The organism is Caulobacter sp. Root1472 (assembly GCF_001426985.1).
GTDB classification, from domain to species: domain Bacteria; phylum Pseudomonadota; class Alphaproteobacteria; order Caulobacterales; family Caulobacteraceae; genus Caulobacter; species Caulobacter rhizosphaerae.
In genome coordinates this window covers 1-12619 of the sequence record NZ_LMFX01000030.1, presented here as the reverse complement: position 1 = coordinate 12619, position 12619 = coordinate 1, and the positions used below count along the sequence as shown (strand labels likewise).

At 69.0% G+C, this 12619-nt stretch carries 14 protein-coding genes and 1 tRNA gene; 9 read left to right on the top strand and 6 right to left on the bottom strand.

From position 1 onward, the window contains the following. Positions 1-31: 31 nt before the first annotated feature. On the bottom strand, positions 32-1144 hold the full coding sequence (locus ASD47_RS18410) for a 3-deoxy-7-phosphoheptulonate synthase (protein WP_056759657.1): 1113 nt from the start codon (positions 1142-1144) through the stop codon (positions 32-34). A gap of 327 nt (positions 1145-1471) precedes the next feature. Then, positions 1472-1546: transfer RNA gene (locus ASD47_RS18405), tRNA-Thr, on the bottom strand. Positions 1547-1636: 90 nt separating this feature from the next. Between ASD47_RS18405 and ASD47_RS26720 the strand changes: the two genes are divergently transcribed. The 4 genes from ASD47_RS26720 to ASD47_RS18390 all read left to right on the top strand — a co-directional run bounded on the left by ASD47_RS26720 (position 1637) and on the right by ASD47_RS18390 (position 4450). After that, positions 1637-1804, top strand: a complete 168-nt coding sequence (locus ASD47_RS26720) for a hypothetical protein (protein ID WP_156402314.1) — start codon at positions 1637-1639, stop codon at positions 1802-1804. Between the two features lie 121 nt (positions 1805-1925). Further along, positions 1926-3221, top strand: coding sequence for a UDP-N-acetylglucosamine 1-carboxyvinyltransferase (gene murA / locus ASD47_RS18400; protein ID WP_056759655.1), 1296 nt, complete (start codon positions 1926-1928; stop codon positions 3219-3221). Further along, entirely contained in the window at positions 3214-3657 is a 444-nt protein-coding gene (locus ASD47_RS18395) for a DUF2948 family protein (protein ID WP_056759653.1), read from the top strand. The genes murA and ASD47_RS18395 overlap by 8 nt, the downstream gene beginning before the upstream one ends. Positions 3658-3775: 118 nt before the next feature. Further along, complete coding sequence (locus ASD47_RS18390) at positions 3776-4450, top strand: AraC family transcriptional regulator (RefSeq protein ID WP_056759651.1); 675 nt, start codon at positions 3776-3778, stop codon at positions 4448-4450. 36 nt (positions 4451-4486) lie between these two features. On the opposite strand, the gene ASD47_RS18385 is transcribed toward ASD47_RS18390, so the two are convergent. Continuing rightward, on the bottom strand, positions 4487-5602 hold the full coding sequence (locus ASD47_RS18385; protein WP_230983928.1) for an epoxide hydrolase family protein: 1116 nt from the start codon (positions 5600-5602) through the stop codon (positions 4487-4489). Between the two features lie 329 nt (positions 5603-5931). On the opposite strand from ASD47_RS18385, the gene ASD47_RS18380 reads away from it, so the two are divergent. Then, the gene (locus ASD47_RS18380; RefSeq protein ID WP_056759646.1) at positions 5932-6384 is read left to right on the top strand and encodes a MaoC family dehydratase; all 453 of its coding nucleotides are present in this window, start codon (positions 5932-5934) and stop codon (positions 6382-6384) included. Positions 6385-6394: 10 nt separating this feature from the next. Here the strand turns inward: ASD47_RS18380 and ASD47_RS18375 are convergent, their stop codons facing one another. Further along, positions 6395-6952, bottom strand: coding sequence for a DUF308 domain-containing protein (locus ASD47_RS18375; RefSeq protein ID WP_056759641.1), 558 nt, complete (start codon positions 6950-6952; stop codon positions 6395-6397). Between the two features lie 141 nt (positions 6953-7093). Here ASD47_RS18375 and ASD47_RS18370 point away from each other — a divergent pair, with 141 nt between their 5' ends. Together ASD47_RS18370 and ASD47_RS18365 are read left to right on the top strand one after the other, a co-directional pair. Beyond that, entirely contained in the window at positions 7094-7555 is a 462-nt protein-coding gene (locus tag ASD47_RS18370) for a MarR family winged helix-turn-helix transcriptional regulator (RefSeq protein WP_056759639.1), read from the top strand. A gap of 64 nt (positions 7556-7619) precedes the next feature. Further along, positions 7620-8222: a hypothetical protein gene (locus ASD47_RS18365; protein ID WP_056759637.1), complete on the top strand. Its 603-nt coding sequence runs from the start codon at positions 7620-7622 to the stop codon at positions 8220-8222. Positions 8223-8334: 112 nt separating this feature from the next. Here the strand turns inward: ASD47_RS18365 and ASD47_RS18360 are convergent, their stop codons facing one another. Further along, entirely contained in the window at positions 8335-8718 is a 384-nt protein-coding gene (locus ASD47_RS18360) for a hypothetical protein (RefSeq protein ID WP_056759634.1), read from the bottom strand. 171 nt (positions 8719-8889) lie between these two features. On the opposite strand from ASD47_RS18360, the gene ASD47_RS18355 reads away from it, so the two are divergent. Both ASD47_RS18355 and ASD47_RS18350 read left to right on the top strand, forming a co-directional pair. Beyond that, positions 8890-10008 carry a hypothetical protein gene (locus tag ASD47_RS18355; protein ID WP_056759628.1) on the top strand — a complete coding sequence of 373 codons (1119 nt, stop codon included), beginning with the start codon at positions 8890-8892 and terminating at the stop codon, positions 10006-10008. Between the two features lie 80 nt (positions 10009-10088). After that, positions 10089-11993 carry a M1 family metallopeptidase gene (locus tag ASD47_RS18350; RefSeq protein ID WP_056759626.1) on the top strand — a complete coding sequence of 635 codons (1905 nt, stop codon included), beginning with the start codon at positions 10089-10091 and terminating at the stop codon, positions 11991-11993. Between the two features lie 83 nt (positions 11994-12076). Here the strand turns inward: ASD47_RS18350 and ASD47_RS18345 are convergent, their stop codons facing one another. After that, positions 12077-12508 (bottom strand): DUF805 domain-containing protein, encoded by a 432-nt coding sequence (locus ASD47_RS18345; protein WP_056759624.1) that lies wholly within the window; start codon positions 12506-12508, stop codon positions 12077-12079. Between the last annotated feature and the right edge of the window lie 111 nt (positions 12509-12619).

The following is a 12619-nucleotide window of genomic DNA, read 5'->3' as shown; positions in this document are numbered from 1 at the left end:
GGACGCGCCAGTACGTTCCGCCGCTCAGTTCCTAGGCCTTCGCCGCTTGCCGCCCGGCCCGCACCGCCGCCGCCAGGTCGTCGAGCATCCGGACCGAGGTCTCCCAGTCGACGCAGGCGTCGGTGACCGACTGGCCGTAGGCGAGGGCGCGGCCGGGGACGATGTCCTGGCGGCCGGCGACGAGGTTGCTCTCGATCATCACCCCCATGATCGGCGCGTCTCCGGTCGCGACCTGGGCGCAGAGGTCGGCGACGACGGCGGGCTGGTTCTCGTGGTTCTTGCCGCTGTTGGCATGGCTGGCGTCGACCATGATGCGCGGCGGCAGGCCGGCCTTGACCAGGGCCTGCGCCACCGCCGCCACGCTGGCGGCGTCGTAGTTGGGCGTCTTGCCGCCGCGCAGCACGACGTGGCTGTCGGCGTTGCCGGTGGTGGTGGCGATGGCGGCGCGGCCTTCCTTGGTCACCGCCAGGAAATGGTGCGGCTGGGCGGCGGCCAGCACCGCGTCGATGGCCACCTTGACGTCGCCGTTGGTGCCGTTCTTGAAGCCGACCGGGCAGGAGAGGCCCGAGGCCATCTCGCGGTGGATCTGGCTTTCGGTGGTGCGCGCCCCGATCGCGCCCCAGGCCACCAGGTCGGCGATGTATTGCGGGGTGGTGACGTCCAGGAACTCGCAGGCCGCCGGCAGGCCCTGGGCGCTGACGTCCAGCAGCACCCGCCGCGCCAGCCGCAGGCCCTCGTTGATCCGGAAACCGCCGTCCAGGTCGGGATCGTTGATCAGCCCTTTCCAGCCCACCGTGGTGCGCGGCTTCTCGAAATAGACCCGCATGACCACTTCCAGCTCGCCGGCGTGACGCTCGCGCTCGACGGCCAGGCGGCGGGCGTAGTCGAGGGCGGCCTTGGGATCGTGGATCGAGCACGGCCCGATCACCACCACCAGGCGGTCGTCGCGGCCGTGCAGGATCTGGTGCACGGCGTGGCGGGCGTCGCCGACGACCTCGGCGATCGACGAGGTGGCCGGCGCCTCGCCGATCACCTGGGCGGGCGGACTGAGGGTCTGGAGTTTCTGGATCCGCAGGTCGTCGGTGGGGACGGGGATCGAAGCGAGCGGGTTTGGGGCGAGATGAGCGGCGGTCGAGGCGGGCATGGTGTCACTCCGGGAAATCTGCGGGGTCCGGAGCGGCCATCAAAAAAGCCGCCCGGGGGACCCCTGGCGGCTGGTGAAGACATTCGGCGGCGCTGAATTCAGGCCGAACGATCCCCTCCCAACGCCAGAGGCGTCGGATAGCTAAAGTACCAAAACAGCTGTTGGCTGGCGCCGAGGATCATGGGGCCAGCCTAGAGCCAAGTTCGCCGCCTGTCACGCCCCTACCGCGCGGGGGCGTAAAAGGGACCTCGACGCGAGGCGATATCGATGTTTGGAAGTTGTCCAGGAAGTGGTCGGGACCCAAAGCCAAGTCGCTTTGGGTCCCGATGGTGCCGCCGGGCAGGATTGAACTGCCGACCTCAGCCTTACCAAGGATGCGCTCTACCACTGAGCTACGGCGGCGAAGAGGAGGGGGCGTATAGCGAACCAAACGCGGTTGGCAAAGACAAAATCGTCTTGACCGATCGTCGCAGCGCTTTCACCTGTGGAAAGATGAGCCGGAACCCCAAGCCCCACAACGAAAAAGCCGAGCGCGAAGCGCGACTGGCCCAGGCTCTGCGCACCAATCTTCGCCGCAGGAAGGCCGCGCCTGCCGCGGCCGACAAGGGCGCGGCCAGGCCGGAATCCCCCGCGTCGGACGACGAGACCCCCTCCGGCTGAGGAGGAATCTTGAGGAATCGGCGCCCCCCCTTGCGCGGGCCCTTGCAACCAGTAGAACCGCCCCTTCACATGTGACCGCGCGGCGACACCCCCCGACCGGCCGCGCGACGAGGGACTTCATTTGGATCGCATCGCCATCACCGGCGGCGCGCAGCTGAACGGGATCATCCCGGTGAGCGGCGCCAAGAACTCGGCCATCAAGCTGATGGCGGCCAGCCTGTTGACCGACCAACCGCTGCGCCTGACCAACATGCCGCGGCTGGCCGACACCCGGTTTTTGGGCAAGCTGCTGGCGCGCCTGGGCGCGCAGGTCGACGAGCGCGAGGGGCCGGACGGCTCGGAGACCGTGCTGCACGCGCCGGAGATCACCAGCGGCTTCGCGCCTTACGACCTGGTCCGCCAGATGCGCGCCTCGTTCAACGTGCTGGGCCCGCTGATCGCCCGCACCGGCCAGGCCAAGGTGTCGCTGCCCGGCGGCTGCACGATCGGCGCGCGGCCCGTGGACCTGCACCTGCAGGCCTTGGAAGCCCTGGGCGCCAAGATCGACCTGCACGAGGGCTATGTCTACGCCCAGGCCCCGCGCGGCCTGAAGGGGGCGGAGATCGAATTCCCGTTCGTCTCGGTGGGCGCCACCGAGCACGCCATGCTGGCCGCCGTGCTGGCCGACGGCGTCACGGTGATCAGGAACGCCGCCTGCGAGCCCGAACTGCTGGACCTGCAGATCTGCCTGAACGCCATGGGCGCCAAGGTGGAAGGGGCGGGGACTCCGACCATCACCATCACCGGCGTCGCCAAGCTGCACGGCGCGACCCACTCGGTGATCCCCGACCGGATCGAGATGGGCACCTACGCCGTGGCCGCGGCCATGGCCGGCGGCGAGGTCCAGCTGACCCGGGCCCGGCCCGAGCTGATCGACAGCCTGCTGGTCAAGCTGGAGGAAGCCGGGTGCGGCGTCGTCCGCACGGAGGACGGCGTGGTGATCAGGCGCAACGGTCACCGCCTGGAGGCGGTCAATGTCGAGACCCAGCCCTATCCCGGTTTCGCCACCGATCTGCAGGCCCAGTTCATGGCCCTGATGACCACGGCCAAGGGCGAGAGCCACATCCGCGAGACCATCTTCGAGAACCGCTTCATGCACGCTCCGGAGCTGAGGCGCCTGGGCGCCGACATCTCGGTGTCGGGCGGCGAGGCCCGCGTGCGCGGCGTCGAGCGGCTGGAAGGCGCGGAGGTCATGGCCACCGACCTGCGCGCCTCGGTCAGCCTGGTGATCGCCGGCCTGGTCGCGCGCGGCGAGACCACGGTCAGCCGCATCTACCACCTGGACCGCGGCTTCGAGCGGCTGGAAGAGAAGCTGGGCGCCTGCGGGGCCCAGGTGCGCCGGATCAAGGGCGACAGCGAGGGCGACCTGGATGGCTGATCCCGCACCTCTGAAGCTGCTGGCCCAGGACGCCGACGACCTGGCCGTGATCTCGGCCGCCCTGCAGGACGCCGTGGCCAAGATCGGCGACATCCGCTGGGACGCCTCGGCCCGCACCCTGACCCTGGCCTGCAACCGCTTCCGCTGGGAGGCGGGCGGCCAAAAGAAAGGCAAGAAGGGCGAGCGGATCCGCTCGGCTCTGCAACTGGGCGACGTCACCGGCGTCCAGGCCCGCAAGCTGCGTCGCGACGCCAAGGGCGCGGTGGTCGAGCTGCTGTCGGTGGCCTTCGAGCCGGCCGAGGCGCCGGGCGGCGCGGTGCTGCTGACCTTCGCCGGCGGCGGCGACCTGAAGGTCACCGTCGATTGCCTGGACGTGATCCTGGCCGACGTCTCGGAGGCCTGGGCCACCCCGCGCCGGCCGGGACACGCGGAATAGGGGCGCCGTAGCCTCCACGCGGAGATCCGCCAGGTGGAGCACGGAAGCGTTGGTGCATTCCGTCGACGCCGGAACTGAAGCACGATGGGTCGTCTCAACCCGCGGCAGGCCGACGACCATGGTCCAGAAACACACGAGCCGGCGATCCTCGCACCCATGGATCGATACGGTATGGCAGACGGTCTGCCTCAGCGACGGGGTGTATCTGGCGACGCCGGACGGCTCGTGGGACCTGATCCGCAGCATCGCGCCGGACGGCGGATCCATGGTGTTCCTGAGCGGACAGGCGACCGAGCCCGTCGAGGTTCCGTATCGCGACGGCGAGAGCTCGGTCGTCATCTCGTTCTGCGCCCACGTCTACCTCGCGCAGGACAGGGAGCCGCGGGTCGGCCCCGAAATCCGGGTGCTGCCGGTGAGCGGCGAGACGTTCGTGCTGGACGGCGTGGAGCTGCCGTTGCCGACCTTCGAGAACGTCGAGCCGCTGGTCGACGCGATGATCGCCGCCGGCCTGCTCGCCTCCAACGACCTAGTGGCCAGGGCCTTCAGCGAGACCCCAAAGGCCGCCTCGGCGCGCTCGGTGCAGCAGCATTTCAAGCAGACCACCGGGATCACCCAGAAGAGCTTCCAACTGATCCGCCGCGCGCAGGAAGCCGTGCGGCGGCTGAAGGCCGGCGAAGCGCCGGCCGGAGTAGCAGTCGATCTGGGCTATGCGGACCAGCCGCACATGATCAAGTCGATCAAGAAGATCATGGGCGCCTTGCCCTCCAATCTCGACGCGGTCCACAAGATCTGATCGCCGGGCGCGGGGGCGCTCGGCGGCGCGACCCCGCTACGACAGCAACAGGGCGAAGCTCTTGAGATCCTTGACGTAGACCTGCGGATCTTCCCACGCCGCGAAGTGGCCCGCGCCTTCCATGTCGTGGAACTGCACGACGTTGCCGGCGGTCTGACGGTCCGCCCATTCGCGAGGCAGGCGCACCCCGCCGGGGATCGGCGCCTCGGTGGCCACCGCCACCGGAACCCTGGTGTTCCTGCCCTTGATGGTCGGGGGCTGCATGGCGTTGGCGTTGTAGAGGCGGAACGAGGACGCCGCCGTCTCCGTCAGCCAGTAGATCATGATGTTGGTCAGAAGCTCGTCACGGCCGAACCGGGCGTCCGCCTCGTCCCCCACGCCCATGCCGGCCATGAAGCTCATGATCCAGGCGGCCAGCCCGACCGGCGAGTCGTTCATGGCGAAGGCTAGGCTTTGCGGCTTGGTCGCCTGCACCAGATTGAATGCGCCGTGGGCGAAGAACCATTGCTGGATGGCGCCCGCATAGGCCTGCTCGGGCCCGCTGAGAACGCTGAAGTCGGTCGTGTGGTCGGGATAGCCGACGTCGGTGACATGGATGCCGGTCACCTTCTCCGGATGGCGCTGGGTCAGCGACATGGCGATGACCGAGCCCAGGTCGCCGCCGGCGGCGATGAACCGGTCGTGGCCCAGCACGTCTCCCATGAGCTGAGCGAAGAGGTCGGCGATCTTGTCGACCGGGAGCGCCGTGCGCTGCGAGAACCCCGTTCCGGGGATGGACGGCACGACGACGTGGAAGTCCTCGGCCAGGGCGTCGATGACCTTGTGATAGCGGTAGAAGCTGTCGGGCCACCCGTGCAGCAGAAGCAGCGCGGGGGCGTCCGGCTTCCTGGACGGCCGGTGGACGAAGTGCAGGTCGACGCCGTCGATCTGGACCTTGTAGTTCGGCAGGGCGTTCAGGCGCGCTTCAGCCTGGCGCCAGTCGTATTGGTTCAGCCAGTAGTCGGTCAGCGACTTCATGTAGCCGAGGTTGGTTCCGAACATCCATGCCGCGTCGGCGGGCTCGTCGGGCCAGCGGGTGTGGCGCAGGCGCGACTTCAGGTCGGCCAGCTGTTCGTCCGGGAAGGCGATCGTGAAGGGGGTCGGCTGTTGCATGGGAGGGCTTTCCTTCGAGTGTGCGGGTTGGCTGACAAGGCCGCTCACAAGGCTCGCCGCGAGGATGGTCTTGCCAAATTCACGCCGGTTCATGGCCTGGTTCCTTGTCTGATTGACGAGGATCAAGCTATCGGCGCGGCCTCGGCGCGCATTGTAAGAAAGCGAAAATCACCTGGGACGCCACGGATCTGACGGACGACGGGTTCGTGCCGCGCCGTTAGCCAGGCGTGACGTCAGCGGGCTTCGGGCGCGGGCGACAAGGCGCCTTGCCCTGGGGATCCCGCGCATTTTCGCTGGCCACGACGCGGCATCGCGGCTAACGGCCGGGGATGATCGAACCTCACCCCACCGGCGGCTACGTCCTGGAAGAGCTGGCCGTCGGCATGGTCGCCGAAAAGCGGGTCACCGTCACCGAAGGGCGCATCGGACAGTTCGCCGAGGCTTCGGACGACTTCAATCCCGTACACATGGACGAGGCCTTCGCCTCCAAGACCGCCTATCGCGGCCGGATCGCGCACGGCCTGCTGTCGGCCTCGTTCGGCTCGGCGGTGGTCGGCACCATCCTGCCGGGGGCCGGCGCGATCTACCTGAGCCAGAGCCTGGCCTTTCATCGGCCGGTGCGGATCGGCGACGTGGTGACGGCGCGTGTCACCGTCTCGGCCATCGACGAGGCCAGCGCGCGGGTCACCCTTCGCTGTGAAGGCCTGGTCGGCGACGATCTGGTGATGGACGGCGAGGCCGTCGTCCGCGTCCCGCGCCGTCGCCGGCCCGCCAAGGCCTGACGGGCGTGGGTCACGCCCGGCGGTTCCTGACCGCCAGCCAGACCGCCGAAACCAGGAAATAGAAGGCCCCGAACGCCGCATAGGGCGCGATGGTGGCGATCGACGGCGTCGCGGGCCCCGTCGCCTGCTTGAGGAAGAAGGCCCCGGCCAGGGCCGACTGGACGCCGCTCAGGACCATCGCCCACTGGGCGCCGTAGCTCCGCCACCGGCGCAGGCCGGTCGCCAGTTGCAGGAGGCCGGCCAGGACGGCCCAGACGCCGAACACCGCCAGGACGGCGTGCATGCCGCTCCGCAAGGCCAGCAGCACCGCCACGGCGGTGACGGCGCTGACCGCCAGGTTCAGCGCCTGGGATGGGTTGGCCGGCAAGCCGCCGTTGGCCTGGGCGTCGCGGGCGTTCGCGAGGGCGTCCCAGGCCGGATACAACACCAGCAGGACGGCCGCGGCGGCCGGATGGCTCTCCCCCGCGGTGAGGGCCGCGGCGACCCAGGCGGCCGCGACGGCGGTCCGCACGAAGTAGTAGCGGGTCAGCGCGCCGGCGCTGGGGGAGGCGGCGAGATCCTGAGTCATGGCGGTTCCTTGGATTGTAGATAGCGACATTATATGTCGCGACATGAAATGGATTAGTCTGAATGACGGGGCCGTGTCCAGCGATAAAGCTGTCGCGACATATATTTCCGCTCTAAGAGATCAAGCCGACAGGAGGACGCCGTGTCAGACCCCGCCTACGTGCCCACGCTCGACGAACAGCTGTGCTTCTCGCTCTACGGAGCCAGCATGGCGATCAACCGCGCCTACAAGCCGCTGCTCGACGCGCTGGAGATCACCTATCCGCAGTACCTGGTGCTTGGCGCCCTCTGGGAGGCCGATGGGCTGAGCGTCGGCGCGATCGCCGAGCGCCTGGGCCTGGACTCCAGCAATGTCACGCCGCTGGTCAAGCGCATGGAGGCGGGGCGGCTGGTCTCGCGTCAGCGCAATCCCGCCGACGAACGCCAGGTGGTGGTCAGCCTGACGCCGCTGGGGCGCGACATGCGGGCTCGCAGCGCCTGCCTGGGCCAGACCCTGTTCGCCGCCGCCAATCTCAGCGTCGAGAAGCTGGTCCAACTGAACAAGGACGTCCAGGCGTTCCGGGATTCGGTCTCGCGGTTCGTGGCGGACCAGCCGCGGGCCTGAGGCGGCTTCACGGAGACGCGCACTGGCTCTACCGTCGGCGCCTGCCGCATCCACCGGAGGCCCGATGACCGAAGAGACGTCCCCCAAGCGCCTGCCGATCCGCTGGCTGACCCTGGCCGAGATCGTGGCGGTCGCGGCCCTGGTGATCACCGGCCTCAGCTTCTGGGACAGTCACCGCGAGCGGGTCCGGGAAGACCGCGAACGCGCGGCCGCGGCCAGCGAGCGCCAGGCGCAGGCGCAGGCGGCGGCGCGGAAGATGACCTTTGTCATGACCGGCCAGCGCGAGGACGGCGGGGCCAGGGTGCGCCTGACCTCCGTCAACGAGGGCCAGGTGATCCAGACCCAGACGGTCTGGTTCCCGGCCGCGCTGCGCAGCGACAGCGTCGAGACCACTGGCAATCCACGCCTGGAAGCCGGCTGGATCGAGGGCGGCCTGCGCAAGCATGCGGGCAAGGCCCAGACCGGCCGCGTGCCGGTCGGCGTGCTGACCGTGTTCATCGAGGACGGCCAGACCAAGACCGACCGGGCGATCTACCAGCTGGGCTACAGCATCCATCGCCGCACGCTCCGGGCCGACAAGGTCGAGCTGGAAGGCCTGTCCCTGGCCCAGCGCGGCGTCTCGGGCGACCTGCAGGCGGCGGCCGGAAACCTGTGGTCGGCGCGCTGACGGGCGTGGCAGGAGGTCCTCCGCGCGCCTGAGACGCCGGGCGAGGTCGCCAAGTTCACCGACATCCAGCCTCGACCAGGTCGGCGCGCCGGGATGGGGGCGCGCGCCGGCGTCAGCCTTCAGGCCCGAAATAGCTGGCGGATCCCTGAAAGAACGCCCTGCGTCGCGCTTGATTCTCCTCTCGCAGGTCAGGGTCGGATAGCAGCGTGAACTGAACGCCGACTTCGAAAGTCTCGACCTGGCCGTCGTGCCGCAAGACCTCGATGTCGTAGCGGCGATAGCTCGGCATGCTCCGGGAACCCCAGATCGTGCCCCGGCGGATTGCGTTCAACACACGCCGACCGCGTCCTTCGTAGTCGCGCTTGATCCGCAGGACATCGGACCGGGGTGATACGGCCACGATCAGCAATGGCTTGATGACGAGGGCCCACAGGACGGGCGAAGCGATGACCAGCAGAAACAAGATCTGGAAGGTCGCGAGCAATACCGTCTTCATTCCGTCGCTCGCGCCGCGTCTGACGCCGGCAGGGTAACCCGGCGCTTTGGCCCGGCCAAGCTCGGGGTCGCGATCATGGTTAATGCGCCCTTAACCCTGATCGCGCCTTGTGCTCCGGTGTTTCAGGCCTGTCGCGATTCGTAATCTCGCGGCGATCCAGTCGAGGGCGTCATGGTCGGCAGCGTTACGAACGGCTACGCGGCGAATCCCTATCTGACCACCACCGCGGCTCCGACGACCGCCACGACGACCTCGACCTCGGGCGACGCCTCGGGCGCCGCCGCCAGGACCAGCGGCTCCAGCGTCAATGTCACCCTGTCGGCCCAAGCCCAGGCCGCGCTCGCCGCTCAGACCGACAACCGCACCACCGATCAGGTCGTGGCCTCCGCCCGCACCGCGCTGGACAAGCTGCTGGCGGGCGCCAAGTCGACCAGCGCCCTGAAGGACGGCAAGGCGACGATCGACGTTTCCGGCCTGGACCGCCGCAGCCTCTACGCCATCGCCAGCAACAAGGGCGGCAAGTTCCCGATCGAGGAACAGGTGGTCGCCTCGCTGCAGATGAAGGCCAACCGCGACTCGGCCTTGTCCGCCCCGGCCTCGGCCATGCGCGTGACCGGCGACTATGCCGGACTCTACAAGGCGGCTCTGGCCAACCTCGAGGCCGCGGGGCCCGAGGAGAAGGCCATGGGGCAATGGGCCAAGGACAAGGCCGCCTTGACCGAGGGGCTCAAGCAGGCGCAGGCCACGCCCGGCGCAGCCCCCACCGGCATCGACGGCGACCCGGTCGCGGCCTATCTCAAGGACGTCGGCGGCGTGGTCGCCAACCCTCGCACCCGCGACATCGGCAAGGTCGCTTCCGACGTCCGCTCGGTGCTCGACAAGCAGTACGCCGCGGCGACCAAGGACGGCATGGCCACGGGGCCCGACAGCGGCCGGATCGACTTCTCCAAGTTCGACGACCGCTCCCTGGCGGCGGTGGCCCTGAACAAGGGCGATCAGTTCTCCGAGCACGAGGCGGCCCAGGCGGCGGCCGAGGTGAAGGCCCGCAACCGAGACAGCGTCTCCAGCGCCTACAAGAGCACGCAGGGGAGCGATAGCTCGGCCTTCGGCAAGAGCCTGATCACCCAGTACGCGGCCATGAGCGACGAGGAGCGCCAGGCGGCCGGCTGGACCCCGGCGCTCTACGACAAGATGGTCCAGATGCAGAACCTCTCCGACAAGCTGGCCTCGCTGTTCAACAGCGACGGCGGCGTCAACACGGGCGGGACCAGCCTGCTGGACTATCTGTAGGGTTCGACCGCGGTTGAGGGAGGGCGGAGCGAAGGGCTAAGACGGATCCAACGCCTTTGCGAATACGGAACCCGCTTCCCATGCCCTCGTTCAAGTCCACGGCCCGCGCCGCCCTGCTGGCGCTCCTGCTCAGCGGAGCCGCGATGCCCGTCCTGGCCCAGACCCCGTCGCCGCCCCCCGCGATCCTGGCCGCCCCCGAAGCCCGGGACATCCACTCCTACGCCCAGCCCCTGGTGGCGCGCGTCACCCACATCGACCTGGACCTGACCGCCGACTTCGCCGGTCAGAAGATGACGGGCTCAGCCAGCCTCGACATCGCCGCTGCGCCGGACGCCACGGAGGTGGTGCTCGACAGCAAGGGCCTGGTGATCCACGGCGTCACCGACGCCAAGGGCGTGGCCTTGCCGTGGACTCTGGGCAAGGTCGACCCGATCCTGGGCGCGCCGCTGACGGTGCAACTGAATGGGGCCCGGCGCATCGTCGTCAGCTATGACAGCGCGCCCGGCGGCGCGGCCTTGCAATGGCTGACCCCGGCTCAGACGGCGGGCAAGCAGAAGCCCTACCTGTTCAGCCAGGGCGAGGCGATCCTCAACCGCACCTGGATCCCCACTCAGGACAGTCCGGGGATCCGCCAGACCTGGACGGCGAACATCCTGGTTCCCGACGGGCTGACGGCGGTGATGAGCGCCCAAAGCCTGACCCCGCCCGAAGGCGACCCGGTGGCCGGCGGTAGCCTCTATCGCTTCAAGATGGACAAGCCGGTCGCCTCCTACCTGATCGCCATCGCGGTCGGCGACATCGCCTTCACGCCCCTGGGCGGGCGGACCGGCGTCTATACCGAGCCGTCGGTGATGAAGAAGACGGCCAACGAGCTGGTCGACGTCGAGAAGATGGTCGAGGCGGCCGAGAGCCTCTACGGCCCCTACGCCTGGGGCCGCTACGACCTGCTGGTCCTGCCGCCGTCGTTCCCGTTCGGCGGCATGGAGAACCCGCGCCTGACCTTCGCCACCCCGACCATCATCGCCGGCGACCGCTCGCTGGTCAGCCTGGTGGCCCACGAGTTGGCCCACTCCTGGTCGGGCAACCTGGTCAACAACGCCACCTGGTCGGACTTCTGGCTGAACGAGGGCTTCACGGTCTATTTCGAGAACCGGATCATGGAGAAGCTGTACGGCAAGCCGCGCGCCGACATGCTGGCCGACCTGGGCTGGAGCGACCTGCAGGCGGCGATCAAGGACGCCGGCGGGCCGACCGGCGCCGACACCCGGCTGCACCTGGACCTGACCGGCCGCGATCCCGACGACGGCATGACCGACATCGCCTACGAGAAAGGCGCGACCTTCCTGCGCACCATCGAGAAGGCGGTCGGCCGCGACCGCTGGGACGCCTACCTCAAGGACTATTTCGCCCGCCACGCCTTCCAGAGCCAGACCACGGCGGGCTTCGTCGCCGACCTGCGGGCCAACCTGATCAAGGGCGATCCAAAGCTGGAAGCGGCGATCGGCGTCGATCAATGGGTCTACGGCCTCGGCCTGCCGGCCAACGCGGTGCATATCAAGTCGGCGGCCTTCCCGGCGGTGGACGCCCTGGCCGCCGCCTACGCCAAGGGCGGCCCGGCCCCCGCCGCCAAGTGGAAGGCCTGGAGCACGCCCGAGCGCACGCGCTTCGTCGGCAGCCTGCCGCGCCAGCTGTCCACGGAACGCCTGGCGGCGCTCGACAAGGCCTTCGGCCTGTCGGCCCAGGGCAACAGCGAGATCCGCTTCGCCTGGCTGGAGCTGGCCGTCGCCAACCGCTACGCCCCGGCCGTTCCCTCGCTGGAGGCCTTCCTGACCGACCAGGGCCGCCGCAAGTTCGTCGCTCCGCTGTTCAAGGACCTGATGGCCCAGGGCGACTGGGGGCAGCCGATCGCCAAGCGGCTCTACGCCAGGACCCGGCCGCTGTACCACGCCGTGACGCGGCAGACGGTGGACGGGATCGTGAAGTAGGGCGGGGCGCGCCTCGGCGTCGTCAACGGTCAGGATCATCGCCGGCGTGGCGACCCTGGCCTGCGCGGTCGTCGACCAGGGTTTCAGCGAGGGGGCGGGCCGAACCGATTCTCGCCAGGCTGTCCCGCCCCGGCCAGCAGTACGACCAGCAGGGCCAACGACGCCAGGTAGAGCAGGTTGTTGGCCATCATCACGCCGAACATCGCCAGCGTCCCGGGCGTCGTCTGGCCGCTGAGCGTGCTCTGGAAAAGGCGCGGGAACAGGGTCAGGCCGATGATCAGGAACGGCACGGGCGCCAAGCCCCACCAGCCGCGCCGTCCACGGTCGTGCAGCCGCCGGGTCACCGCCGCCGCCAGCAGCAGCACGGCCAGGGCGCACCCGACCAGCATCACCGTGAAAAACGGGGTCATGTCCGGCATCAGTTCGGGGTGGTTTCCGTGGATCTCGATCGAATAGGAGCCGGGGCCCCGGGTCACCGTGGCCTGGTCGGGATGTTCGGCCGCGAAGCTCTGCATGCGCGAGAACGTCCCGTGTGTGGACGCCCCAGTCGAGGCAAGAGGTTTTTCGAGATTTCTGACGCAGTCGGTACAGGTGCTTCCGTGTGTCCGGCCTGTTGATGCGGCTGT

Bases quoted from the DNA above. Each gene is read 5' to 3' on its own strand.
- ASD47_RS18365 (WP_056759637.1), top strand. From the start codon at position 7,620: ATGACCGAAGAGACGTCCCCCAAGCGCCTGCCGATCCGCTGGCTGACC.
- ASD47_RS18390 (WP_056759651.1), top strand. From the start codon at position 3,776: ATGGTCCAGAAACACACGAGCCGGCGATCCTCGCACCCATGGATCGAT.
- ASD47_RS18350 (WP_056759626.1), top strand. From the start codon at position 10,089: ATGCCCTCGTTCAAGTCCACGGCCCGCGCCGCCCTGCTGGCGCTCCTG.
- ASD47_RS18410 (WP_056759657.1), bottom strand. From the start codon at position 1,144: ATGCCCGCCTCGACCGCCGCTCATCTCGCCCCAAACCCGCTCGCTTCG.
- ASD47_RS18375 (WP_056759641.1), bottom strand. From the start codon at position 6,952: ATGACTCAGGATCTCGCCGCCTCCCCCAGCGCCGGCGCGCTGACCCGC.
- ASD47_RS18355 (WP_056759628.1), top strand. From the start codon at position 8,890: ATGGTCGGCAGCGTTACGAACGGCTACGCGGCGAATCCCTATCTGACC.
- ASD47_RS18345 (WP_056759624.1), bottom strand. From the start codon at position 12,508: ATGCAGAGCTTCGCGGCCGAACATCCCGACCAGGCCACGGTGACCCGG.
- ASD47_RS18385 (WP_230983928.1), bottom strand. From the start codon at position 5,602: ATGCAACAGCCGACCCCCTTCACGATCGCCTTCCCGGACGAACAGCTG.
- ASD47_RS18360 (WP_056759634.1), bottom strand. From the start codon at position 8,718: ATGAAGACGGTATTGCTCGCGACCTTCCAGATCTTGTTTCTGCTGGTC.
- ASD47_RS18395 (WP_056759653.1), top strand. From the start codon at position 3,214: ATGGCTGATCCCGCACCTCTGAAGCTGCTGGCCCAGGACGCCGACGAC.
- ASD47_RS26720 (WP_156402314.1), top strand. From the start codon at position 1,637: ATGAGCCGGAACCCCAAGCCCCACAACGAAAAAGCCGAGCGCGAAGCG.
- ASD47_RS18380 (WP_056759646.1), top strand. From the start codon at position 5,932: ATGATCGAACCTCACCCCACCGGCGGCTACGTCCTGGAAGAGCTGGCC.